The organism is Micromonospora sp. 050-3 (assembly GCF_046549335.1).
Taxonomy (GTDB): Bacteria; Actinomycetota; Actinomycetes; order Mycobacteriales; family Micromonosporaceae; genus Micromonospora; species Micromonospora trifolii.
This window is the reverse complement of the sequence record NZ_JAJPVX010000001.1, coordinates 829,626-853,874: the sequence shown is the minus strand read 5'-3', so window position 1 is coordinate 853,874 and position 24,249 is coordinate 829,626. Positions and strand designations below refer to the sequence as shown.

Genomic DNA, 24,249 nt, shown 5'->3' with positions numbered 1-24,249 from the left:
GGCGTCGGCGGCGGCCCGGTCAGGGCCACCGCAGCAACCGTTGCGCGATCAACGCTTCGCGGTCCTCCTGCCCCTCGGGTCGCAGCCGGCCACCGCGGGTGAGCATCACCACGCCGTGCAGCAGACTCCAACCCACCTCGGCGAGGGTGTCCGGATCCCGCCCCTCGGCCAGTGGGGTCAGGGCCGCCCGCAGCTCGGCGAAGACCGCCCGCGGCGCCGCCGGCACACCATCCACGCCGAGGGCAAGGTCGGGGGTCAGCGCGAGCATCGCGTCATAGACCTCGGGATTCGTGTACGCGAAGTCGAGGTACGCGGTCGCGACCGCCGGCCAGACCCCCTCGGGGCTGCCGGCGGTCTCCGCGTGCGCCTCGGCGAGGTCGGCGGCCAGATCGGCGAAGGCGCACACCGCGACGGCGGCGATCAGCGCCTCCAGATCGGCGAAGTGCCGGTAGATGTCCCCCATGTCGATCTCGGTACGTTCGGCGAGCCGTCGGGTGGTCACCCCCGCCCAGCCCTCCGTCTCGGCCAGCTCTCGCGCGACCGTGACGATGAGGTCACGCCGGTCCTGTTCAGTGGCCTTCTCGGCAGGTCCGGGCACGCCCACGAGCGTAGAGGTGTACACCTGCCGTAGCGGTCGGGTGACGGATTGGTGACTGTTGTGGGTCGCCGGCCCTCTCGCTCCACGTGCCACCGCCGCCCCCTGGCTCGTTAGGCGAGGAGATCACCGCGACGGGAGGGCACGTGATCGTTCGGCGACACCGGCGCGTGGCGAGCCGATGAGCGAGACCCACGGCGGGCGACTGGTGCGTGGCGAGACCAGCTTCCAGCGGGCGACCTTCCTGGAACTCTTCCTCGATCTGGTCTTCGTCTTCGCCCTCACCCGAATCTCGGCGCGGGTGATCGTCGACTTCACCGACGGCCAACGCGGCGTGTACGCGGGGCTCGGTCAGGCCCTGCTGCTGTTCCTGGCCCTGTGGGCGGTCTGGTCGTTGACCGTCTGGTCGACCAGTTGGCTGGACCCGGAAACGCCGATCGTCCAGACCGTCATCGTCATGACGATGATCGGCGCCATGACGATGGCCGTGGCGGTGCCCGACGGCTTCGGCGCCCGAGCCAGTCTCTTTGCCATCACCTACGTCAGCCTCCAGATCGGCCGGGTGGTCTACTTCCACATCGCCGGGCACGGCCGACCTGACCCTCGGCAAACCTCCCGAGTCCTGGTCTGGTTCGGTCTGAGCGCGCCACTGTGGGTCATCGGCGGCCTGGCCAGCACGGGCACCGTCCGCGGGACCCTCTGGACCCTCGCCGTGCTGATCGACTACACCGGGCTGTTCCTCGGCTGGCCGACCCCACGCATCGGCGCGCAGCGAATCGGTGGGCAGGTGATCGCGGCCGAGCACCTGGCCGAGCGGTACCAACAGTTCTTTCTCATCGCGATCGGTGAGGCGGTCTTCGTCATCGGGCTGGCGTACAGCGGCAGCGAGTTCCATGCCGACCAGACGGGCGGCTTCCTCCTTGCGCTGACGACCACCGTCCTGCTCTGGCGGATCTACTTCCACATCGCGGGAAGGGTGCTGGACGGTGCCATCGACCGCTCCCGCGACGCCGCCCGGCTCGCGACCGACATGTCGTTCGCCCACCTGGTCATGATCGCGGGGATCGTCCTGACCGGCGTCGGCTTCGAGCTGTTCATCACCGAACCGCTCGGGCACCTCCCGGCGGCCTGGCTCATCGCCATCTTCGGCGGCCCGGTGCTCTTCCTCGCCGGACGATCGGCGCTCGAATATCAGGTCTTCGGTCGGGTCTCCCGGTCCCGGCTGGCCGGCTTGCTGGCCCTCGGCCTGCTGATCCCGGCAGCACTGCACCTGCGGCCGCTCACCGCCGGCGCGGTCGCGGCCGTGGTGCTGCTCGGCGTCGCCGGAGCGGACGCGCGACGCTCCCGCCACCGGTCGCCGGAGACGCCCACGCCCCCGTACTAGCGCTGTGTCGAAGCCCTGGCCGAGAGTCAGCCGCAGAGTGCCCTGTTCAGGAAGGCGTCGACGGCGTCGTCCGGGTCACCGGGGAAGTCGGGCGTGAGCGCGATCGTGACCTGGCGGCGCCGGTCTTCGGTCAGGTACGACCAGGACTGGTACGCCAGGGCATCGCCGTCGTTGCCGTACACACGGACTCCGCACGAGGTGTCCCGCCACCAGGCCAGCCCCAGCCCGTACCTGCCGCCCTCGACACCCGGTGTCTTCATCTCCTCGAGCAGGTGATCCGGCAGGAGGCGCCCACCCAGCAGTACGGCGAAGAACCTGTTGAGGTCGCTCGTCGTGGAGATCATCTCGCCACCTGCGCCCATCACCGACGGGTTCATCCTCGTGTAGTCGACAGGGCTCGTCTGGCCGTTCTGCCGTATCGGCACGTAGCCGTGCGGATGGGGCCCGGCAATTCGCGAAGATCCCCCCGGCACCGAGGTGTCGCGCAGCCGCAACGGTTTGATGACTCGGCGCTTGATCTCCTCGCCGTACGACTGGCCGGTGACCTCCTCGACGATCTGACCGAGCAGGAGGTAGGCGGTGTTCGAGTAGGCGAAAGCCGAACCCGGCGGGTCGAAGACCGGCGGGTTGGCCACCGCCCGTTGCACAAGCTCGGCCGGGCTCCAGGTCCGCCACCGGTTGTCCAGGAACTCCGGCTCCGGCGGCAGCGGCAGCGTACGCAGATAGTCGTACAGACCGCTGGTGTGGTTGAGCAGTTGGCGCAGAGTGACGCGGTGACCGTCCGGAACGACTCCGGGCAGCCATCGGTCGACAGTGTCGTCCAGCCGTAACCACCCCTCGTCGACGAGTTGCAGGACGACTGTGGCGACGAACGTCTTCGTGATGCTGCCCACCCGGAATCGGCCCTCCACCGGGACCGGCAGTGGCCCGCCCAGTTCGGCGACACCGCTGACGCCTCGCCAGACGCCATGCTCGTCACGCACTTCCGCCAACGCACCCACAGCCCCGGCGGCCACGACGTCGTCCAGCCGCTTCTGAAGTGCGCCGCGATCCGCTCCCTTCGATGCGGCGCTGGCGACTGCCGGCACCCCGATCACCGCAAGAGCCGTCGTCACAGCGACAAACGCCCGATGCACTCGCTTCATCCCGACCCCCTGGGAACAGTTCGTCGAGATCGAGCCTGACCCAGTAGGCGCGACGGACATATCCGGGAACACCCGGGGCTACCCCTGAGAGCGGATCCGGGCGATCAGCGGCGTAGGGCCGTTTCGCTCCGCATGTGCGACAGCTTCTCGGGGTTACGCACGGCGTAGACCCCGCTGATGAGACCGTCGTCGATACGCAGCGCGAGGACCGTGTCGACCGCGCCGTCGAGGCGCAGAACCAGCGCCGGGTGACCGTTGACCTGGGCGGGGTGCAGCGACATGGTCGCCGTCCTGGCGTGTGTGCTGCACAGCAGGCGGGCCACCTTGTCGGCCCCGGCGACCGGCCGCAGCAGCGCCTGCTTGATCCCGCCGCCATCGCCGAGGAGCACGACATCCGGCGCGAGGACGTCGAGCAGGGCCTGCACGTCGCCGGTCTCGACCGCGAGCCGGAACGCGCTGAGCGCACGTCGGGTTTCGGCCGGCGAGACCATCCCGCGCGGCCGCCGCGCGGCGACATGCGCCCGCGCACGGTGGGCGATCTGACGGACCGCGGCCGAACTCTTGTCGACCGCCTCGGCGATCTCGTCGTACGCCAGGTCGAAGACCTCGCGGAGGACGAACACCGCCCGCTCGGTCGGCGCCAGCGTCTCCAGCACCAGCAGCATCGCCATCGAGACGCTCTCGGCGAGTTCGACGTCGTCGGCGACATCGGGTGCGGTCAACAGCGGCTCGGGTAACCACGAGCCGACGTAGGACTCCCTGCGCCGCCCGACCGTCCGGAGCCGGTTGAGCGACAGGCGGGTGGTGATCCGGACCAGGTAGGCGCGCTGGTCCCGCACCGCGGCGAGATCGGCGTCCGCCCACCGCAGCCAGGTCTCCTGGAGTACGTCCTCGGCGTCGGCGGCCGAGCCCAGCATCTCGTAGGCGACTGTGAAGAGCAGGTTCCGGTGGCTGACGAACACGTCGACGGCGTGGTCCGCCCGGCCGTCCGCACCCATGATTCCGCCTCCAGCATCCATGCGTCCTCCAGTCTCGCCGAACTCGGCCGCGTCGCCCACCAGACACCGGCCTCCGGCCTTCTGTGACGCCGGGAGCCCGTGCTCCTCGTCACTCGACGAGCCGTCACAGCGCACCGGCCGGCGGTGTCTCCTGTGTGACCCGAGACGGAGGCAGAACTCATGAACCTGGCACTGTGGATCGCGGCCGGACTGCTGGCCGCAGTCGCCCTGGCCGCCGGCATCACCAAGACATTCGTACCCAAGCAGAAGCTGGCCGCGGCCAACGGCGGCGGCTGGACCGACGACGCCAGCGTGGGCTTCGTCAAGACCCTCGGCGTCCTCGAACTCCTGGCCGCGGTCGGTCTGATCCTGCCCGCCGTCCTGGACATCGCACCGGTGCTGGTGCCGGTGACCGCCATCTGCTGGGTCCTGCTGATGATCGGCGCGATGATCACCCACCTGCGCCATGGTGAGGCGAGGTTCGTCGGGCTGAATCTGCTCTACCTCACGGTGGCCGCGTTCGTGGCCTGGGGCCGCCTCGGACCCGAGCCCTTCGCCGGCTGACCTGGGCCCACTCCGGCCCCGGCTGATCGACAGTACCCGGCTATCCTCGCGCGATGACGTCGCGGACCGCGCTGCGCAGGCGCACCAAGCGCACCCTCGTGGCCGTGTCCGTCACGCTGGGCCTGCTGTCGTGCCTGTGGGTCCTGTCGTTCCTGTGGTTGCAGGTGTTCAAGACCGAGGGATCGTTGCCGCCGAAGTCGCGGATGCCGGAGGTGCCCTCCGGGGCGACGGTCGCCGACGAGAGCATGGAGTGCGCCTCCGGTGGATGCTGGCGAACGATCACACTGGTGCCGGCGACGGGGCAGTCACCGGAGGACCTGGCCCGCGAGATGGGCCTCTCCGAGGGGCTGCGCCTGCCGCCGACAGTATTGGACCCTGCGACCGTCTACGTCGGGGCCCGCCCCGAGGAGGGCAAGCTGATTGTTCACGTCGGCTATCAGTGAGCCCTCGCGGGCCTCGGCACAGCCGCGAAGTGGAGCCACCACGGCTCAAGCGCTCAGGAGGGTGCGGCCGCGGTGAAACCGTCGGTGAGCGCGCCGATCACCCGCTGGATCCGGTGATCCGCTGACGGGTCGGTGGGGCCGGTCAGCGCGACGTGGTGCAGGACGCTGACCACCGCCAGGGCCAGTGCCTCGGCGTCGGCGCCGGCCGGCACGCGCCCACGGGTCTGCTCGGCGGCCAGGTAGTCGGCGACCGCGCGTTCGATCCCCCGTAGCCCCGACATCCCGCTGCCCAGGACCGCTTCGACGTTCGCCGTCAACTCCGGCCGGAAGGCGGTCAGCCGGGTCAACGCCGTCAGCGTGCCCAACGGCGTGGCCAGGACGGCCTGGCGCAGATTGTCGGCGACAGTGCCGGACCCGGCGCGCTCCGGCAGGCCGGCCACCTCGCCGGTGATGTGGAAGACGCGGTCGACCGCGAATCCGGTCAGGAAATCGTCGAAGTTCGCGAAGTGCGCGTAGAGCAGCCCGGTCGCGACGCCGGCCTCACGCGTGACGGCCCGGCCGGTGAGCCGGCTTGGACCCTCTTCCACGATCAACCGCTCGACGGCAGCGAAGAGCTGCTGTCTGAGCGCTGGGATGGCGACTCCGCGCGGCATGGCTGAAGTCTAGGCGGTTGCGCCGCCGCCGTTTGCGTCGGTATGAACAGTCGCTCATACTAGTTTGAGCAGATGCTCATTCTAGGTGGCGAGGTGCTGGATGAAACGTGCGGTGATCATGGGCGCGGGGATAGCCGGGCTGGCCACAGCCCTGCGACTCCACCAGGACGGTTGGCAGGTCCTCGTGGCCGAACGGGCCCCGGCCCGGCGCAGCAGCGGCTACATGGTGAACCTGATCGGGCCCGGCTACGACGCCGCCGAACGCCTCGGCCTGCTCCCCGCGCTGTCCGCCGCCGACCTGGGGCTCTTCACCACAGTGCTGGTCCACGCCGACGGACGACCCAAGTTCACAGTGCCAACCGCCATCGCCGAGGCCGCACTCGGCAAGCGGGCCCTCTCGGTGTTCCGCGGCGACCTGGAAGCCAGCCTCTTCGAAGCGGTGCAGGACCGAGTCGACATCCGCTTCGCCACCACCGTCACCTCCATCGACCAGGACACCGATCACGTACGCGTGGAGTTGAGCGACGGCACCGTCGAGCAGGCCGACCTGTTGGTCGGTGCCGACGGGGTGCACTCGGCCACCCGTACCGCCGTGTTCGGCCCCGACTTCCGGGTGGACCTCCCGTACCTCGTGGCCGCCTTCCCCCTGCCCCACCCGGTGCCCGGCGTGCCCGAGTCGTCCGCCACCACGTACATCGGCCCCGGGCGCACCGCGGCGATCGTCAACCTGGGTCCGAAGCGGTCGTCGGCGTTCTTCACCTACCGCAGCGCGGAGCCCACCGGCGACCTGCGACGCGGACCGGTCGACGCGCTGCGGGCCGCGTTCGGAGATCTGTCAGGTGGCGTGCCCGACGCGATCGACCACCTGGAGAACGACCCGGCCAGCGCCTACTTCGACGCCGTCAGCCAGGTGGTCATGCCGCGCTGGAGCACCGGCCGCGTCGTACTGCTCGGAGACGCGGCGTGGTGCGTGACGCTCTTCGCCGGACACGGCGCGGCCCTCGCCCTGACCGGAGCCGACCACCTCGGCGCCGCCCTACGGCGACACGCCGACGACATCCCGGCAGCACTCGCCGAGTGGGAGACCGGACTGCGCCCGGAGGTCAGCAAACGGCAGGCACTCGCCCGCCGGGGAATGGCCCAGTACGCGCCACCCAGCCGATTCCACGTCTGGATGAGCGACCTGACCATCCGGGCGATCACAGTGCCCGGCATCAGCGGCCTCGTCCGGCGAGGCATCGAACGCGCGAACCGCTGAGTGGTGCCCGCGCCACAACCCAAAAAACATAGACAAGTCGACATCAACTGATACCCTCCTCTCGCCTTACTCCTAGAGGAGAGACACCGAATTGAAGAAACTATCGCGCGTCGCGACCGTGCTCGCCCTCACAGTGGGAATCGCTATCGCCCCAGCGGCATCTGCCTACGCTGCTACGGACAGGAGCGGAGCGGAACGGCTCAACATCCCGAACAGCAGTGCGTGCAAGGACGGTCGCACGGTCATGCAAGGCATGGTGGCAGGGCCAGGCGGCCAGCTTTACATCATCTTCACCAAGGCGGCCGGCGCGGAGCCCGTCCTGTCCAGGTGGTTGCGCGACGGTTCCACCTGGGACGGCACGAGCTGGGTCTGCGCCGGGGCGCCAACTTCCATACCCACGCTCGGCCACGGTAACGACCTCGCCTACAACGCGAACTATCTGGGCCAGGGCCCGGCCCTGATTGCCACCCAGGGAAGCCAATCCGCGTTTCTGAGCGACAAGGTGACAATCGTGCGCCTGAACGCCGACGGATCTATTGGCACAACCGGGGAAGTGCGTCTATCGATAGGCAACATCAGCGGCCTCTGCTACAGCGCGACGGCTGCCGGCGGAGCCGGCAAATATGCTGCCCGACGGTTGGGTAGTCTGTGGACCCATCCCGGCGCCGGCGCGCTCACGAGTGGATGGACGCTGGTAAAGAGCAATCTGACGAGTCACGATAATCGTTCCGACCAGGGCATCGACTGCTCGGAGAACTATATCTGGAACACCAAGTCAATCAACACCTCAACGCCCGACACCGGGTGGAATTGGGTGTACCAGTACAACTGGTCCGGCGGCGATGTGGAGAGTGACATCGGAATTCCGGGGAACAACTTGGTCGATGAGATCGAAGATGTCACCCACGTGGGGAGCGAATTCTTCGTCGGCATCAACCGAAACGACGGACTAGCCGACACTGTGAAGGTGTTCACCGAATAGTTCGAGCAGACCGACATGATCGTGCTCGATCCAGGATCGAGTGGCCTGCCGACGCCGGCGATGCCACTACAACATGGATCGAGCGCGATCATGCGGGATAGCTGGTCGGGCCCCGTTGTCGCCGTGGAAATAACGGGGGAAACAACTCACTGATCGAACAGCCCCTTGATGCCATGGGCCTTGAGCAGCTCAGGCATGGGATCCGCGGACCGTCGACGGCCCAGACGCCAGATGCGCCCCACATCGGTGGATGCGTTGGGTCCCGGTACGTCGTAGGGACCGCCTCGGGGAAAGACCAACAGGTTGCTCCCCCACATCCCGGCATTCACCCAGCCCATGCGCTCGATCTCCGTCCAGGCGTACGAACGCCGCAGGCCTGAGCGATCGCGGACCAGCAACCCCAGGTCGTCGGCGAACACCGCGTTTCGCAAGCGCACGACGGCGACGATGATCGAGGCGGCGCCAACCGTCAGGGCGGTCCAGAAGAACTGGTCGAAGAGCACCCCGATGACGATCACCACGACCACGGCAACACCCGGTATCGCGATGGCGGGCCACACCCGGGACTGACCGAGGACGTGCACCTCGCCCACCGGTTTCACCGACTCCCCCACAGCCGATCACGATAGTGAATGGTGCCCACAATCGCGCCCCCGCAGCCCACGGCACGGGCGGGCGAGGGTCAGCGGCGGAGGGTGAGGATCAGGTCGGCTACCAGGGCCGTCCAGCCGGTCTGGTGCCAGGCGCCCAGGCCGGCCCCGTTGTCGCCGTGGAAGTACTCCGGGAAGGCGATCAGGTCCCGCCAGTCCGGGTGGGTTTGGAACATCTGAGCGGCACCGTAGATCGGCCGTCGACCCCAGTCGTCCTGGGTGAAGAGCGAGATCAGCCGGGCGGAGAGGTCGTCGGCGATCTCGTCAAGGGTGCGCTTCACCCCGGAGCGGGTCGGGTACTCCACCTGAAGGTCGTCACCGAAGAACGCCGCATAGTCGCGCAGCGCGCTGATCAGCAGGAAGTTCGTCGGCATCCAGATCGGTCCGCGCCAGTTCGAGTTGCCCCCGAACAGGCCGCTTGTCGATTCGGCCGGTTCGTAGCCGACGGAGAACTCCTGCCCGCCGAGGGTGACCGAGAACGGCTTGTCCAGGTGCGCGCGGGACAGCGTACGGAGGCCGAAGTCGGAGAGGAACTCGTCGGGGTCGAGCATCCGGGCGAGCAGGCGGACCACCTGCTCCGGACCGACCATGGACAGCAGCCGCTGCTGCCGGCCGTCGGGGCCCAGTCGGCGAGCGCCGATCACCTGGGCGTACTCCGGGCGGTTGGTGAGGAACCAGCGCAGCCGGGCGCCCAGCTCCGGTAGGTGGTGCAGGGTCCGGGCGGTGAGTCGGGTGGTGGCGGCCAGCGGCAGCAGCCCGACGACGGAGCGGACCTTCAGCGGCACCTTCGTGCCGTCGGCGAGGCGCAGCACGTCGTAGAAGAAGGCGTCCTCGTCGTCCCACAACCCCTGCTCGTACGCGGCGGCGGCGATGTAGGCGAAGTGCTCGAAGAACTTGGTGGCGGTGTCCACCCAGGTCCGGTCGTGTTCGGCGAGCACGATCGCCATGTCCAGCAGGTTGAGCGCGTACATGCCCATCCAGCCGGTGCCGTCGGACTGCTCCAGCACCCCGGCGACCGGCAGTGCCGCCGAGCGGTCGAACGGCCCGACGTTGTCCAGCCCGAGGAAGCCGCCCTCGAAGACGTTGTTGCCGCCGGTGTCCTTGCGGTTGACCCACCAGGTGAAGTTGAGCAGCAGCTTGTGCATCACCCGGGCCAGGAAGTCGTAGTCCCGGCCGCCGTCGATCTCGAACACCTTCAGCGCCGCCCACGCGTGCACCGGCGGGTTCACGTCACCGAACGCCCACTCGTACGCCGGGATCTGCCCGTTGGGGTGCAGGTACCACTCGCGGAGCAGGAGCAGGATCTGCTCCTTGGCGAAGCCCGGGTCGACCCGGGCGATGCTCACGCAGTGGAAGGCCAGGTCCCAGGCCGCGTACCAGGGGTATTCCCACGGGTCAGGCATGGAGATGACGTCGAAGCTGGTCATGTGCCACCAGGCGCTGTTGCGCCCGTGCCGACGGCCGGCCGGCGGCGGTGTCGAGCCCGGGTCGCCTTCGAGCCAGCGTTTGACGTCGAAGTGGTAGAACTGCTTGCCCCACATCAGCCCGGCGATGGCCTGCCGGGCGACCAGCGCCTCGTCGGGTGTGGCGGCCGGCGGGATCACTCCGGCGAAGAACCGGTTCGCCTCGGCCCGCCGCGCCCACACCACGGCCTCGAAGCCGTCGCTGAGGTCGGCCGGGGGCGGCGGCGCGGCGGCCGGCGGCGATGCGGTGCGGGTCAGCCGCAGCCGGATCTGGCGCTGCCCGCCGGCCGGCACGTCAAGCACGTAGTGCAGCGCGCCCTTGGTGCCCTCCCGGGCCGGATTGACACTGGCCGCGCCGTTGACGACGTGGTCGTTGATGCCGTCCTTCGGGTACGGGGAGCGGCCGGGCAGGCCCCAGAGCCGTTCGGCGTTGGTGTCGTTGTCGCAGAGCAGCGGCACCGGGCCGCCGTCGCCCTCCAGCAGCAGTTGGCCGAGCACCCGGTGTTCGCCGACGAGGCGGGTGCCCTGGCCGGTCAGCCGGGGGATCCGGTCGCCGCCGGGCAGGCCCCAGGACCAGGTGTTACGGAACCACAGGGTGGGCAGGACGTGCAGTGTCGCCGCCTGGTCGCCCCGGTTGGCGACGGTCACCACCATGCAGAGGTCGGTCGGGGACGCCTTGGCGTAGTCGACGGTCACCGCCCAGTACCTGTCGTCGTCAAAGATCCCGGTGTCCACCAGCTCGTACTCGGTGTCGTCGCGGCCGCGCAACGCGTTGACCGCGACGAGTTCGTCGTACGGGAAGGCGGCCTGCGGGTAGTGGTAGCGCCAGCGCATCCAGGAGTGGGTGGGCGTGGAGTCCTCGTACCACCAGTACTCCTTGACGTCCTCGCCGTGGTTGCCGCCGTCGCCGCCGAGGCCGAACATCCGCTCCTTGAGGATCGGGTCCTTGCCGTTCCAGAGGGCCAGGGCGAACGCGAAGGTCTGTCGTTCGTCGCAGACGCCGGCCATCCCGTCTTCATTCCACCGGTAGGCTCTGGACCGCGCGTGGTCATGCGGGAAGTAGTCCCAGGCCGTACCGTGCTCGCTGTAGTCCTCCCGTACCGTCCCCCACGCCCGTTCGGACAGATAGGGACCCCATGCACGCCAGTCCTGCTCCCCCGAGTCGGCCTGGGCGAGCCGGAGCCGCTCAGCGTCGGGTGGCGAGGCGTCGGAGGACGATCGGTCAGTGATCACGTGCACATCTTTGACGTCGCCGCGGTACTTGACCACAGCGGCCATTCTCGTCGTGGCGTGTTACACCCCGCCGCCGGTGGAGGAAAGTTGATCGACATTCACTTCGGCCCGCAGATCTGCGGCGATCTGACCAGCGCGGCCAGCCGGGAGTGGCTGATCCCCGACGGCCTCGGCGGCTACGCGATGGGCACTGTCGGCGGGCTGCGGACACGGCGCTACCACGGCCTGTTGGTGGTTTCCGGCGAAACGCCGGCGTCCCGCCAGGTGGGACTGGCCAGCCTCGATCCGGCGGTCACCCTGCCGTCCGGGGCGCGGGTGCGCCTCGGCGCGCACGAGTGGGCCTCCGGCGACGTGGACCCGCGCGGCTTCGAGCTGTTGGAGCGCTTCGACCTGGTCGACGGGCTGCCCCGGTGGCGGTGGCGGATCGGCGCGGTGGTGATCGAACGGGACTTGGCCATGCTGCCCGGCCGCTCCTGCGTCGCTGTGGTGCACCGGCTGGTCGCCGGTGGTCCGGTCCGGCTGGAGCTGTCGGCCGCCTGCACCTGGCGGGACGCGCACGGCGAACGGCGGGCCGACGGCCCGGTCCCGCAGGTCGAGGCGGTGGCCGACGGCGCGGTGGTCGAGGGCGCGTACCGGCTCGCCGGCCCGGGTTGGTCGCCGGAGGGGCAGTGGTGGCTGGGCGTGCACCATCGCGAGGAGGCCAACCGTGGTCTCAACGCCGACGAGGACCTTTGGTACGCGGGCCGCTTCTCCGGTGAGCTGGAGCGCCCCGGCGACACGGTGTCGGTGCGGGCCTGGGCCGGTCGGCTCGACGAGGAGCCGCCGCCGGCGGAGGAGATCGTGACGACGGCGAGGCGGCGCAACCGGCGGGTGGTGGCGACGGCGAAGCCGGCCGACGACGTGGACGCCACCCTTGCGCTGGCCGCCGACGCGTTCGTGGTGCGCACCGACCAGGCGGCGGTGGACGTGGTGGCCGGCTACCCGTGGTTCGGGGCGTGGTCGCGGGACACGATGATCTCGTACGAGGGGTTGTTCCTCTGCACGGGTCGCACCGACGAGGGTCGGGAGCTGCTGCGGGCGTACGCGGCGACGCTGTCCGAGGGGATGCTCGCCAACACGGCCGACACCGGTCGGGTGGAGTACAACACCGTCGACGGCACGCTGTGGTTCCTGCACGCGGTGAGCCGGCACGTCACAGTCACCGGCGACACCGACCTCGGCGACGAGCTGCTGCCCGCGCTGCGCGCCGTGATCGACGCCCACGCGGCCGGCACCCGGTACGGGATCCGGGTCGACCCGGCCGACGGGCTGCTCACCCAGGGCGCTCCCGGCACCGCGCTGACCTGGATGGACGCCCGGGTGTACGGGGTGCCGGTCACCCCGCGCACGGGCAAGCCGGTCGAGGTCAACGCGTTGTGGATCAATGGGCTGGCAGGGATCGCGGAGCTGACCGAGCTGGCCGGGCGGGACGCCGACGAGCTGTGGCGACGCCACCGGCAGGCCACCGCCTCGTTCCGGGAACGGTTCCCGGCCCCGACCGGCTGGCTGCACGACGTGCTGGACGCGCCGGCGCCGGCGTACCCGTTGGGTGGCGCCGCCTTGCACGACGACGACGCGTTGCGCCCCAATCAGCTGTTGGCCTGGTCGCTGCCGTACGCGCCGATGGAGCCGGACGAGGCGACGCTGCGGCGGGTAGCCGGCGGGCTGCTCACCCCGCTCGGCCCGCGCAGTCTGGCCCCGGACTCCACGGAGTTCGTCAGCCGGCACCGGGGCGGCCCGGCCGACCGGGACGGGGGCTACCACCAGGGCACGGTCTGGCCGTGGTTGCTCGGCCCGTACGTGGACGCCGCGCGCCGGGGGAAGATGTCCGTCGATGACATATTCGTTAGCATTGAGGCCCATTTGATGGAATATGGGTTAGGCTCGGTGAGCGAGACGGCCGATGGCCTCGCGCCGCACACCGCTACCGGGTGCCCGTTCCAGGCATGGTCGGTGGCCGAGCTGCTGCGGGTGCGGCGAAAGAGCCAGTAGCGCTTTACACGACCGCAACGGTGGTGTCGCCGCTGGTTATCGCGATCCCGGCAGGATTGGCCTCGATCCAGACGCGGCGGCGACATCGATTCGGTGTCGGTCGGCGCGCGCCCGGCGACAACTCAAAGGGGGCCGCATGTCACTCGATGCCCACGTGATCGACATCAACCCCGCCCGACAGCTGCGGGTGCTGATGCTCTCCTGGGAGTACCCGCCGGTGCTCGTCGGCGGTCTCGGTCGACACGTGCACGCCCTCTCCGTCGCCCTCGCCGCCGCCGGCCACGAGGTCACCGTCGTCACCCGCCACTCCGAGGGCGCACCCCTGGAGGAGTACGCCGACGGCGTACGCATCCTGCGCGCCCCCGAAGACCCGGTCACTTTCCCCCTCGCCACCGGCTCACTACTGGCCTGGACCATGGCCTTCAACCACACCCTCACCCGCACCGCCCTGCGCGCCACCCAGGCCGGCTCCTACGACGTCATCCACGCCCACGACTGGCTCGTCGCCCACACGGCCGTCACCCTGGCCCAGCACCTGGACCTGCCCCTGGTCACCACCATGCACGCCACCGAGGCCGGCCGACACCAGGGCTGGCTGCCGGAGGAGATGAACCGCACCATCCACGGCGTCGAGCACTGGCTCAGCAGTTCCTCCATTCGGGTGATCACCTGCTCGGGCTACATGCGCGACCAGGTGACAGCACTGTTCGGCGTACCGACCGCCCAGGTCGACGTGGTGCCCAACGGGGTCGACGACCGGGCCTGGCGGGCCCGCCCCCGGGCGGTCGCGTCGGCCCGGGCACGGTTCGCCGGGGACGGCCCGTTGGTCGGGTACGCCGGGCGGCTGGTCTACGAGAAGGGCGTCCAGCACCTGGTGCACGCCGTACCCCGGCTGCGCGAACAACACCCGGGGCTGCGCGTGGTGATCGCCGGCGACGGCCCGTACCGCACCGAGTTGGAGGCGGAGGCCCGGCGACTGGCGCTCAGCTCGACCGTCCGGTTCACCGGGTTCCTCGACTCCACCCAACTACCGGCGATGCTCGGCGCCACCGACGCGACAGTGGTTCCCAGCCTCTACGAGCCGTTCGGCATGGTGGCGTTGGAGGCGGCGGCCGCCGGAGCACCGCTCGCCGTGGCCCGTACCGGCGGCCTCGCCGAGATCGTCGAACCCGGCGTGACCGGCGTGACGTTCCCGCACAGCGACCCGGACGCCCTCGCCGGCGCTGTCGGCCAACTGCTCGGCGACGAGGTCTTCGCTCGGCGGCTGGCCCGCCGGGCCCGCACGATGGTCGGCGAGCGGTACGGCTGGACCACCATCGCGGCCCGCACTGCCGCCAGCTACGCCACCGCCCGTCGCGAACACGGCCCGGTGCAGGCCCGACGCGCCGCCGCCCGACTGAGCGGCGGGCGGACCCGGATCGCCATCCCGGAGGGGAACCTGCTCGCCGCCGCCGACCACGCCGCCTGCTGAGCCGAGTCGGACGACCGATAGGTGACTTCCGATCCGCTGGTTAGGGTGTAGCCCGGACAGCGGCTGAGGAGGAGCGTGCAGAGGTGCTGATCGCCGGTCGGTACCAGCTGCTCGACCTGGTGGGTCGCGGGGGCATGGGTCGGGTGTGGCGCGCCCGCGACGAGATGCTGCACCGCGAGGTAGCGGTCAAGGAGATCGTTCCACCGAGTTGGTTGGCCGAAGGTGAACGGGCCGAGGTGCGCTCACGCACCATGCGGGAGGCGCGCGCCGCGGCCCGGCTCAACCACCCCGCCGTGGTCCGTCTCTACGACGTCGTCGCGGTCGACGGCAGCCCCTGGATCGTCATGGAGTACGTCCCGTCCCGCACCCTGCAGGACGTCGTGGACGCCGAGGGGCCACTGGAGCCGGCCCGCGCGGCCCGGATCGGGCTGGCCGTGCTCGACGCGCTCCAGGCCGCGCACACCGCCGGGGTGCTGCACCGCGACATCAAACCGCAGAACGTGCTCGTGGCGCACGACGGGCGGGTGATGCTCACCGACTTCGGGCTGGCCACCTTCGACGGTGGCGACGGCGCGATGACCCGCCCTGGCATGGTCTTCGGCTCCCCGCAGTACGTGGCCCCCGAGCGGGCCGCCGAGGGGGTGTCCACGGTGGCCGCCGATCTGTGGTCGCTCGGTGCGACCCTGCACGCCGCCGTGGAGGGGCAGTCCCCGTACGCCCGCAGCACCGCGATGGCCACCCTGAGCGCGCTGGCCGCCGGCCCGCCGGACCCTGCCCCACACGCCGGGGCGCTCGCGCCGGTGCTGGACGGGTTGCTGCGCCGCGACCCGCGCGAGCGCCTCGACCACGAGACGGCCCGTCGGTTGCTCAGGACGGCCGCGACCGGCCGCGTCGACCCGCCGTCGGCGACCGACCGACCCTCGGCCGACCGGCCGGTGCCAGGGCTCGTCGGCCAGCCCGCCACGTCGGACGACCCCGACGACCAGGACCCCACCGTTCCGCTGCCCGACCCGGCCGCCCCGGCCGCAGCCGGTGGCGCCTCCCCCACGCCGGCCCCGGATCCGGCGGCCGCCGGGCGCACCGCGCGTCGGGTGGCGGTGGTCGCCGTGGCGCTGCTGGTGGCCGTCGTGGCCGGCGTCGGCACCGCGCTGACCCTCGTCGGAGACAAGCCCAGCAACCCCACCGGCTGGTCCTCCCCGCCGCCGAACCGTCCGCCCAACGGCGGACCGTTCGGGCCCGGTCCGCCGCCCGGCCCGCCGCCGAATGGGCGGAACGTCCCCCCGCCCCCGTTCGCCTGTGTCCGCCCGGAGGTCGCCGGTACACCGGTGCAGGCCGGCACGCCGCCAGCGGGCGAAGAACTCCGGCCGCCGCCCGGCTGGGTCTGGCACGCCGACACGGCCGGCTTCCGGGTCTCCGTACCGGCGACGTGGCTGACCTCCCGCGACGGCACTGTGGCGTGCTTCCAGGACCCGGCGACCGGGCGGGCCTTCAGCGTCGCCGAAGGCGGCGCCGTCGATCCCCTGGAGCTCCTGCGGACCGCCCGCGACGCGGCGGCCGGGGGGGGCTCCCTGCCGGGGTACGACGAGATCCAGCTCGCCGCGGGCGACGGCGGCGCCGAGTGGGAGCTCCGCTGGCAGACGCCGCACGGCCCGTGGCTGCACGCCCGACAACAGGTCCTCGGCGCTGACCGCTGGACGCTGGGTTGGATCACCAGGGACGAGGACTGGGCCGGGGCCGCAGCCGACTGGGAACTGGCCCGAAAGAGTTTCCGACCACCCCGCTGACCTGCACCGTATGGCCATGATCCGGACCACCGTCCGTCGTGGATCGAGGCCGCTCAGTGGATGAGAAAGCCGGCATTGGTGACTATCGTGGGTCCCGGGGTGACCGAGGGGGAAGCGACCGTGCATCAGTTGCTGATCGCGGGTCGGTACCGGCTGCTCGACCTGGTCGGCACCGGCGGGATGGGCCGGGTGTGGCTTGCTCGCGACGAGATGTTGCATCGCGACGTGGCGGTGAAGGAGGTCGTGCCGCCGTCCTGGCTGGCCGAGACCGAGCGCGAGGAGTTGCGGCTACGAACCCTGCGTGAGGCACGTACCGCCGCCCGGCTCAACCATCCCAACGTGGTCCGCCTCTACGACGTGGTCCACGACCGGGAGAGCCCCTGGATCGTGATGGAGTACGTGCCGTCGCGATCGGTGCAGCAGATCATCAGTGCCGAGGGGCCGCTGAGCCCGCAGCGCACCGCCCGGATCGGGCTGGCGGTGCTCGCCGCGTTGCGGGCCGCGCACGCCGCCGGGGTGCTGCACCGCGACGTGAAGCCGCACAACGTACTGGTGGCCGACGACGGTCGGGTGGTGCTCACCGACTTCGGGCTCGCCACCTTCGACGGCGGCGAGGGTGTGATGACCGGGCCCGGCACTGTGCTCGGCTCGCCGCAGTTCGTCGCGCCCGAACGGGCCCGCGAGGGGGTCTCCGACGCTCGCACTGACATGTGGTCGCTGGGCGCGACTCTCTACGCGACGGTCGAGGGGCAGTCACCGTACGCGCGGTCGAGCGCGATGGCGACGCTCAGCGCGCTGGCCACCGAACCACCGGACCCGATGCGTCGGGCCGGCCCGTTGCGTCCCGCCCTCATCGGCCTGTTGCAGCGCGACCCCTGGCGGCGGTTGACCGCCGCCGAGGCGGAGCCGCTGTTGCGCAGCGCCGCGACGAGCGACGACGAGCCCGCCGGGGCGGTCCGCTCCTCGGCGGTCGCGGCGATCCGCAGCGCCGGACGGGCCATCGCGCCGCACCCGGTCGAACCGGTGGCCCCGTCGGGCGAGCCGGCCACGCCAGCCCCGAGCAAGCAACGCCCACCTGGTCGGCGAGGGCGCCTGATCGCCCTGGGTGGTGTGACCACCGCTGTGCTCGTCGCGGGTGGCGTGACGCTGGCGCTGGTCAACCGGCACGACGATCGGACCCCACCGTCCGGCTCGGGCGGCGGCGCACCGACCTCCCGCCCGGCGGCGTTCGCCTGCACGTCGTCCCCGCCACCGGCGGCGACCCCGGTGGTGGCGGTGTCACCGCCACCCGACGTGAAGTACGGGCTGCGCGAGGGCTGGACCTGGTACGACGACCCGACCGGGTTCCGGATCGCCGCGCCGGTCGGGTGGGCGCGCTGGACCGAGGGCTCGGTGACCTGCTTCCGGAAATCCGGCGGGTCCCGGGTGCTCAGCGTCGAGGCGGGGCCGGCCCGCCCGGATCCGGTGGCGCACTGGAAGGCCGAGGAGGCTCGGCTGACAGCGAGTGCCGCGCTGCCGGACTATCGCAAGGTGGACATCTCTGCGATGGACATCTTCGAAGGTGGCGCGGTGTGGGAGTGCGGCTGGCAGAACGCCGTCGGCGTTCCGGTGCACAGCTTCCGGCTGTTGGCCAACACCTCGGCCGACCGCTCCTACACCGTCTCGTGGTTGACAGAAGAGTTCGACTGGCAGGTCAACGCGGCATACTTGCCGATGATCCGGCAGAGCTTCACCCCCACCCTGTGACCCTGTCCGATGTGGACTTCTTGGGTGATGCCCCTGCAGCGCCGACGCTGACTACAGTGGCGTAGTTTTGGGCGCTCAAGATCCCTGGGGAGGGTGAGCCGAGATGATGGGACCGCAACACGCGCTGTCCGGCGCGGCGGTGTGGCTGGCTGGCTCCTGGGCACTGGAGCAGTTCGCCGACTACCACCAGTCGCCGCTCGCGTTGGCGGTGGGCACCGCTGTGTGCGCCGGTGGCGCGCTCTTTCCCGACCTCGACATGTCGGGCAAGGTGACCAAGAACCAGGGTGGGGCCACAGTGGCCCGTACCTTCGGAGTCTTCTCGCTCTTCGCCGCCGAGGTGATGGAGAAGGTCTCCCTCGGGGTCTACTACGCCACCAAGCTCAGCAGGGACCCCCGCCGCAACAACGGGCACCGGACGCTGACCCACACGCTGCCGTTCACACTGCTGGTTGGCTGGGGCACCACAGCGCTCTGCGCCGCGTACGGCAAGTGGGCGGTCATCACCATCCTGTTCTTCATGTTCGGCCTGGCGCTGCGCGGGCTGTTCGACGAGTGGGCCGAGCGGGCCGGGTGGGTGATCATCACTCTCGCGTCGGCCGGGGCGGCCTGGTTCACCTTCGCGAACCTGCCGGGCGGACGCGGCTATCCGCTGATCGGCACCGCGCTGGGCGTGGGCTGCTTCGTGCACATCCTCGGCGACATGATCACCAGAGCGGGCGTACCGATCCTCTGGCCGATCCCGATCAAGCGCCGCATGTGGATGATGATCGGTCTGCCGAACAGCATTGCCCTGCGCGTCGGCAGCAAGGCCGAGGTGGTCGGGATGCGCATCGCACTGACCGTCGTCTCGGCGCTGGCCACCGTCGGCCTGATCGCGCCCTCGGTGCTGAGCCGATTCGACATCGACATATGACCGATGCGGCGCCGGTGGTCCCGCCGGACGAGGACGACCGCGTGCCGGAGTTCTGCCGCGCCCTGGGGCTGCCCGGCCTCGCCGACGTGCACGTGCACTTCCTGCCGCCACGCCTGCTGCGTCGGGTGTGGGCCTACTTCGACGCCGCCGGGCCGCTGGTCGGCACCGAGTGGCCGATCCTCTACCGGTGGAGCGACGCCGACCGGGTCGCGCACCTGCGCCGGCTCGGGGTGCTGGCGTTCAGCGCCCTGGCGTACGCGCACCGACCGGGCATGGCGGCGGAACTCAACCGCTGGACGCTGGATTTCGCCCGCGACACCCCCGGGTGCCTGGCCTCGGCCACGTTCTACCCTGAGCCGGACGCCCCCGGGTACGTCGAGGCGGCCCTCGCCGAAGGCGCCCGCGTGTTCAAGTTGCACCTTCAGGTCGGCGGCTTCGCGCCGACCGATGCGGCGCTGGACCCGGTGTGGGGGATGCTGTCCGACGCGGGTGTGCCGGTGGTGGTGCACGCCGGGCACGCCCCGGTGGGAACCGCCAACACCGGCCCGGACCCGTTCGCCGCCCTGCTCGCCCGCCACCCTCGGCTGACCGCCGTGGTGGCGCACATGGGCGCTCCGGACTACCGGGCCTTCCTGGACCTCGCCGAAACGTACGAGCGGGTCCGGCTGGACACCACAATGGCCTTCACGCCGTTCTTCGACCAGTTCGTCCCCTTTCCCGCCGAGGAGTTGCCCCGGTTGCGTGAGTTGGGGCTGGCCGGCAAGGTCCTGCTGGGCAGCGACTTCCCCAACATCCCGTACCCCTACGCCGACCAGGTGACCGGGCTGGCCCGACTGGACCTGGGCGACGACTGGCTGAGAGCGGTCTGCTGGAAAAACGCCGCCACCCTGTTCAACCTGCCCTGACCCGCGACCGGCGCGCCCCGCGGCGCCGCGCACTTGCCTTCGCCCCACCGCGTCGCCCCGGGCCCTCGCCCCGCGCCCCGCGCCCCGCGCCCCGCGCCCCACGCCCCACGCCCCGCGCCCCACGCCCCGCGCCCCGCGCCCCGCGCCCCGCGCCCCGCGCCCCGCGCCCCGCGCCCAAGATCGTGCTCGATCCTTGATGTAGTGGCCTCCGCGACGACACGAGGGAACTACATCCAGGATCGGGCATGATCTTGTCGTCGCACCCCATGATCGGCGGCCAAGATCCGCGCAACTTCCCGGATGTTGCTGCCTCTAACGGGTGGGAGGCCGCAACATCCCCGATGCTGCGCGGATCTTGACCACGACCATCACCGACCAACGGGGGCGGGGCGGGGCGGGGCCGACCGAGAGCGGGGCGGGCTGGGCGAGGGCCCCACGCGCACCTGAATTCTTTTCGACATCGGCTATTGACGTCGCCGTAACAGGTGGCCTAGCGTCCTGTCGAACCGCTTCGTCGAAACGCTTCGACGACGTTCGGGAGCGGTCCCACCCCAGGCCGGAGGAGGTGCGCTGTGGCCACCATGCACGACGTCGCCCGCCTCGCACAGGTCTCGGTCAGCACCGTCTCGTACGTGCTCACCGGGACCCGGCCGATCTCGCAGGCCACCCGCAACAAGGTGCTCGCCGCGATGGCGCAGCTCGACTACCAGCCCAACGCGATGGCCCGGGGGCTGGCCAGTCGCCGCAGCCGGATCCTCGGCCTGCTGATGCCGATGGACGAACGTGGCCTCGGCGCCACCGAGACCGCCTTCGTCACCGGTGCCGCCGCCGCGGCCAGCGTCGCCGGCTACCACCTGGTGCTCTCGCCGGTCGGCGGTGGCGACCTCGACGACCTGCGTCGGCTGGCCAGTCAGCGGATGCTCGACGGGGTCGTGCTGATGGAGGTCCAACTGGCCGACGAGCGGGTCACAGTGCTCCAGGAGGCGGGGGTGCCGCTGGTGCTGATCGGCCGCACCGGCGACACCAGCACGCTCTCCTACGTCGACATCGACTTCGACCAGACCGTCCGGGAGGCCGTCGCGCACCTGGTCGGCCTGGGGCACCGGCGGATCGTCTACGTCAACCACTCGGCCGCCACGTTGGCCAGCGGTTACGGGCCCGCGTTGCGTACCCGTGACGCCTTCACCGCGGCGATGACCGGGCACGGCCTGGAGCCGGTGATGATCGCGGCCGAGGACAGCGCCGCCGGCGGGCGGGCCGCCCTGGCCGCCGCGTTCGCGCAGGCCCCGGAGCTGACCGCGGTGTTGGCCATGAACGAAACGGCGATCTTCGGCATCCTCGGCGAATTGACCGGCCGCGGGTTGTCGGTGCCCGACGACGTCTCCGTCGTCTCGATGGTCACCTCACCGCAGGTCGCCGAACTGGCGACCCCGGCGCTGACCGCTATGACGTCACCCGGCTCGGCGCTCGGCCGGATCGCGATCGAGGCGCTGACGCGCCACCTGGACGGCCCCGCTGACCTTCGTCACCAGCAACTGCTGCCGTGCGCGTTGGAGATCCGGGGTTCGACCGCCGCACCTCGAAGCCGCCAACCACTGGGGGCCGATCAGTAAATGGCCCGCCGCCGCGCTGCAACGCGACGACGGGCCTCGTGAAGTACCGGCTAGATACTCAACGAGGAGGATGCTAATGCAGCGATTCCGCCGGCTCGTCGCCGCGATCGCCCTGGCGGCGACAGCGACGACCACCGTGGCCGCCTGCGGCGGTGGTGACAACGGGGACGACAGCGACGCCAAGGTTCTCAAGCTCTGGCACTACGAGAGCGAGAACAGCGCCATGGGCGTCGGTTGGAACCGGGCCATCGAGCTCTTCAAGTCCGAGCACCCGGGCGTCGAGGTGCGCTTCGAGCGCAAGGCGTTCGAGCAGATCCAGCAGAACGCCGGCATGATCATCAACTCGTCCGAGGGCCCGGACATCATGGAGTACAACAAGGGCAACGCCACCGCCGGGCTGCTCTCCTCCCAGGGTCTGCTGGCCGACCTGAGCAGCGAGGCCGACAAGCGCGGCTGGGCCGGCAAGCTCAGCCCCAGCCTGCAGACCACCGCCCGGTACAGCGACAAGGGCGTGATGGGCTCCGGCAAGTGGTTCGGTGTGCCGAACTACGGCGAGTACGTCACCGTCTACTACAACAAGGACCTGTTCCAGCAGAACGGCGTCAAGGTCCCGACCACCATGGCCGAGATGACCGCCGCGATGGACACCTTCGTCGGCAAGGGCGTCACCCCGCTGGGCATGGCCGGCGCCGAGTACCCGGCCGGGCAGCTCTTCTACCAGCTCGCCCTCTCCAAGGGCGACAGGCAGTTCGTCGACAACTACCAGCTCTACAAGAACCCTGTCGACTTCAAGGCCGACCCGCTCAAGTACGGCGCTGACACCTTCGCCCAGTGGGTGCAGAAGGGCTACGTCGCGAAGAACTCGGCCAGCCTCAAGGCTGAGGACATGGGCACCGCCTTCATCGGCGGCAAGGTTCCGATGATCGTCTCGGGTAGCTGGTGGTACGGCCGGTTCAAGACCGAGATGAAGGCCAACTGGGACACCTTCCTCTTCCCGGGCAACACCCTGCAGGCTGGCTCCTCCGGCAACCTCTGGGTGGTCCCGGAGAACAGCAAGGCCAAGAGCCTGGCGTACGACTTCATCGACATCACCCTGCGTCCGGAGATCCAGGATCTGATCGGCAACAACGGTGGTGTTCCGGTCGCCGCTGACGCGTCGAAGATCAGCGACCCGAAGGACCGCAAGCTGATCGAGGACTTCAACACGGTCAGCAAGCAGGACGGGCTCGCCTTCTACCCGGACTGGCCGGTCCCCGGCTACTACGACGTGCTGGTCTCCGGCTTCCAGGGTCTGATCAACGGCTCGAAGTCGCCCGACCAGGTCCTCGACACGATCGCCAAGCCGTACGCCGATGGCGTCAAGGAGATCACCGGCAAGTGACACGGCGAGCGGCGGGCGCGACCGGCACGACCGGCGCGCCCGCCCGCCCCGCTGGGAAGGATCTTCCATGGCAGTCTCCGAGACGGTCGCCGCCACACCGCCGGCCGCGACCCCCACCCCGCCCGCGCCCAGCCGCGGACGCCGCAGCCGCAACGCGGCGTACTGGCTCTACCTGCTCCCCGGAGCGGTGCTCTTTCTCCTGGTCATCGGCGCGCCGCTGGTCGGCACCCTCTACCTGTCGCTGACGAAGTGGTCAGGCATCGGCGACCCCAGGTGGGTCGGCCTGGACAACTACCAGCAGTTGCTGCAGGACGACGTGTTCTGGGCGTCGTTCCGCAACACCGTCTGGATGCTCGTCGCGATGGTGGTGGTGCCCACTGTGCTCGGGCTGCTGCTCGCCGCGGTGCTCTTCGACGTCATCGGCCGCCGGTTCAAGCCCCGCACCGCCGCCGCGCTGCGGGCCGCGTTCTACCTTCCGCAGGTGCTGCCCGTCGTGGTGGCCGGCATCGTCTGGGGCTGGATCCTGCGCCCCGACGGCGCGTTCAACAGCCTCCTCGACGCGGTCGGTCTCGGCGCGTTACGCCACGACTGGCTCGGCGACCCGGGCACCGCCCTGCCGGCCGTGATGGCCGTGATGATCTGGGTGCAGATCGGCTACCCGGTGGTCGTCTTCATGGCGGCGTTGCAGCGGGTCGACCCCGAACTGTACGAGGCGGCCGAGGTCGACGGCGCGAACTGGCTGCACCGGTTCCGGGCGATCACCCTTCCGCAGATCCGGCCGGAGACCTTCGTGGTGGCCCTGACCTGCACCATCGCCGCGTTGAAGGTGTTCGGGCCGATCTTCGCCCTGACCCGGGGCGGCCCGGACAACGCCACCAACGTGCCGTCGTACTTCGCCTACTACACGTTCTTCAAGAAGCTGCAGGTCGGCTACGGCTCCGCGATCTCCATGGTGCTGACACTGATCATCGTGGTGGTGGCCGGGGTCTTCATCTGGATGCAGGCCCGCAGCGAGCGCCGGGACCGGGGGTTCTGAC

Annotated in this window: 20 protein-coding genes; 14 read left to right on the top strand and 6 right to left on the bottom strand. The window is 70.4% G+C overall.

Annotated elements, in window-relative coordinates; genetic code table 11:
* Positions 1-19: 19 nt before the first annotated feature.
* A complete protein-coding gene (locus ACLJOK_RS03970) occupies positions 20-598 on the bottom strand; it encodes a TetR/AcrR family transcriptional regulator (protein WP_112602341.1) in 579 nt (192 codons plus the stop codon).
* Positions 599-776: 178 nt separating this feature from the next.
* On the opposite strand from ACLJOK_RS03970, the gene ACLJOK_RS03965 reads away from it, so the two are divergent.
* Positions 777-1,979 (top strand): low temperature requirement protein A, encoded by a 1,203-nt coding sequence (locus tag ACLJOK_RS03965; protein WP_410816173.1) that lies wholly within the window; start codon positions 777-779, stop codon positions 1,977-1,979.
* A gap of 26 nt (positions 1,980-2,005) precedes the next feature.
* Here the strand turns inward: ACLJOK_RS03965 and ACLJOK_RS03960 are convergent, their stop codons facing one another.
* Both ACLJOK_RS03960 and ACLJOK_RS03955 read right to left on the bottom strand, forming a co-directional pair.
* Positions 2,006-3,094 carry a serine hydrolase domain-containing protein gene (locus tag ACLJOK_RS03960; protein ID WP_410816172.1) on the bottom strand — a complete coding sequence of 363 codons (1,089 nt, stop codon included), beginning with the start codon at positions 3,092-3,094 and terminating at the stop codon, positions 2,006-2,008.
* Positions 3,095-3,228: 134 nt separating this feature from the next.
* Positions 3,229-4,143, bottom strand: a complete 915-nt coding sequence (locus ACLJOK_RS03955; RefSeq protein WP_410816171.1) for an RNA polymerase sigma-70 factor — start codon at positions 4,141-4,143, stop codon at positions 3,229-3,231.
* A gap of 159 nt (positions 4,144-4,302) precedes the next feature.
* Between ACLJOK_RS03955 and ACLJOK_RS03950 the strand changes: the two genes are divergently transcribed.
* Positions 4,303-4,686 (top strand): DoxX family protein, encoded by a 384-nt coding sequence (locus ACLJOK_RS03950; protein ID WP_410816170.1) that lies wholly within the window; start codon positions 4,303-4,305, stop codon positions 4,684-4,686.
* A 53-nt stretch (positions 4,687-4,739) separates the two neighbouring features.
* The gene (locus tag ACLJOK_RS03945; RefSeq protein WP_410816168.1) at positions 4,740-5,129 is read left to right on the top strand and encodes a hypothetical protein; all 390 of its coding nucleotides are present in this window, start codon (positions 4,740-4,742) and stop codon (positions 5,127-5,129) included.
* Between the two features lie 53 nt (positions 5,130-5,182).
* On the opposite strand, the gene ACLJOK_RS03940 is transcribed toward ACLJOK_RS03945, so the two are convergent.
* On the bottom strand, positions 5,183-5,782 hold the full coding sequence (locus ACLJOK_RS03940) for a TetR/AcrR family transcriptional regulator (RefSeq protein ID WP_410816167.1): 600 nt from the start codon (positions 5,780-5,782) through the stop codon (positions 5,183-5,185).
* 100 nt (positions 5,783-5,882) lie between these two features.
* Here ACLJOK_RS03940 and ACLJOK_RS03935 point away from each other — a divergent pair, with 100 nt between their 5' ends.
* Both ACLJOK_RS03935 and ACLJOK_RS03930 read left to right on the top strand, forming a co-directional pair.
* Positions 5,883-7,040 (top strand): FAD-dependent oxidoreductase, encoded by a 1,158-nt coding sequence (locus ACLJOK_RS03935; RefSeq protein ID WP_410816165.1) that lies wholly within the window; start codon positions 5,883-5,885, stop codon positions 7,038-7,040.
* Positions 7,041-7,131: 91 nt separating this feature from the next.
* The gene (locus tag ACLJOK_RS03930; RefSeq protein ID WP_410816164.1) at positions 7,132-8,022 is read left to right on the top strand and encodes a hypothetical protein; all 891 of its coding nucleotides are present in this window, start codon (positions 7,132-7,134) and stop codon (positions 8,020-8,022) included.
* A 146-nt stretch (positions 8,023-8,168) separates the two neighbouring features.
* On the opposite strand, the gene ACLJOK_RS03925 is transcribed toward ACLJOK_RS03930, so the two are convergent.
* Both ACLJOK_RS03925 and ACLJOK_RS03920 read right to left on the bottom strand, forming a co-directional pair.
* Positions 8,169-8,636, bottom strand: coding sequence for a hypothetical protein (locus ACLJOK_RS03925; protein WP_410816163.1), 468 nt, complete (start codon positions 8,634-8,636; stop codon positions 8,169-8,171).
* Positions 8,637-8,704: 68 nt separating this feature from the next.
* Positions 8,705-11,413 carry an MGH1-like glycoside hydrolase domain-containing protein gene (locus tag ACLJOK_RS03920; protein ID WP_410816162.1) on the bottom strand — a complete coding sequence of 903 codons (2,709 nt, stop codon included), beginning with the start codon at positions 11,411-11,413 and terminating at the stop codon, positions 8,705-8,707.
* A gap of 42 nt (positions 11,414-11,455) precedes the next feature.
* Between ACLJOK_RS03920 and ACLJOK_RS03915 the strand changes: the two genes are divergently transcribed.
* The 9 genes from ACLJOK_RS03915 to ACLJOK_RS03875 all read left to right on the top strand — a co-directional run bounded on the left by ACLJOK_RS03915 (position 11,456) and on the right by ACLJOK_RS03875 (position 24,248).
* Entirely contained in the window at positions 11,456-13,399 is a 1,944-nt protein-coding gene (locus tag ACLJOK_RS03915) for an amylo-alpha-1,6-glucosidase (RefSeq protein ID WP_410816160.1), read from the top strand.
* 136 nt (positions 13,400-13,535) lie between these two features.
* A complete protein-coding gene (locus ACLJOK_RS03910) occupies positions 13,536-14,870 on the top strand; it encodes a glycosyltransferase family 4 protein (RefSeq protein WP_410816158.1) in 1,335 nt (444 codons plus the stop codon).
* An 83-nt stretch (positions 14,871-14,953) separates the two neighbouring features.
* Positions 14,954-16,654, top strand: coding sequence for a serine/threonine-protein kinase (locus tag ACLJOK_RS03905; RefSeq protein WP_410816156.1), 1,701 nt, complete (start codon positions 14,954-14,956; stop codon positions 16,652-16,654).
* 120 nt (positions 16,655-16,774) lie between these two features.
* Positions 16,775-18,400, top strand: coding sequence for a protein kinase domain-containing protein (locus tag ACLJOK_RS03900; RefSeq protein WP_410816154.1), 1,626 nt, complete (start codon positions 16,775-16,777; stop codon positions 18,398-18,400).
* Positions 18,401-18,503: 103 nt separating this feature from the next.
* Positions 18,504-19,313 (top strand): metal-dependent hydrolase, encoded by an 810-nt coding sequence (locus tag ACLJOK_RS03895; RefSeq protein ID WP_328653024.1) that lies wholly within the window; start codon positions 18,504-18,506, stop codon positions 19,311-19,313.
* On the top strand, positions 19,310-20,218 hold the full coding sequence (locus tag ACLJOK_RS03890) for an amidohydrolase family protein (protein ID WP_410816152.1): 909 nt from the start codon (positions 19,310-19,312) through the stop codon (positions 20,216-20,218). The genes ACLJOK_RS03895 and ACLJOK_RS03890 overlap by 4 nt, the downstream gene beginning before the upstream one ends.
* Positions 20,219-20,799: 581 nt before the next feature.
* On the top strand, positions 20,800-21,831 hold the full coding sequence (locus tag ACLJOK_RS03885; RefSeq protein ID WP_410819248.1) for a LacI family DNA-binding transcriptional regulator: 1,032 nt from the start codon (positions 20,800-20,802) through the stop codon (positions 21,829-21,831).
* 76 nt (positions 21,832-21,907) lie between these two features.
* Positions 21,908-23,212, top strand: coding sequence for an ABC transporter substrate-binding protein (locus ACLJOK_RS03880; RefSeq protein ID WP_410816151.1), 1,305 nt, complete (start codon positions 21,908-21,910; stop codon positions 23,210-23,212).
* A 67-nt stretch (positions 23,213-23,279) separates the two neighbouring features.
* Positions 23,280-24,248 (top strand): carbohydrate ABC transporter permease, encoded by a 969-nt coding sequence (locus ACLJOK_RS03875; RefSeq protein ID WP_410816150.1) that lies wholly within the window; start codon positions 23,280-23,282, stop codon positions 24,246-24,248.
* The last annotated feature ends 1 nt before the right edge of the window (position 24,249 follow it).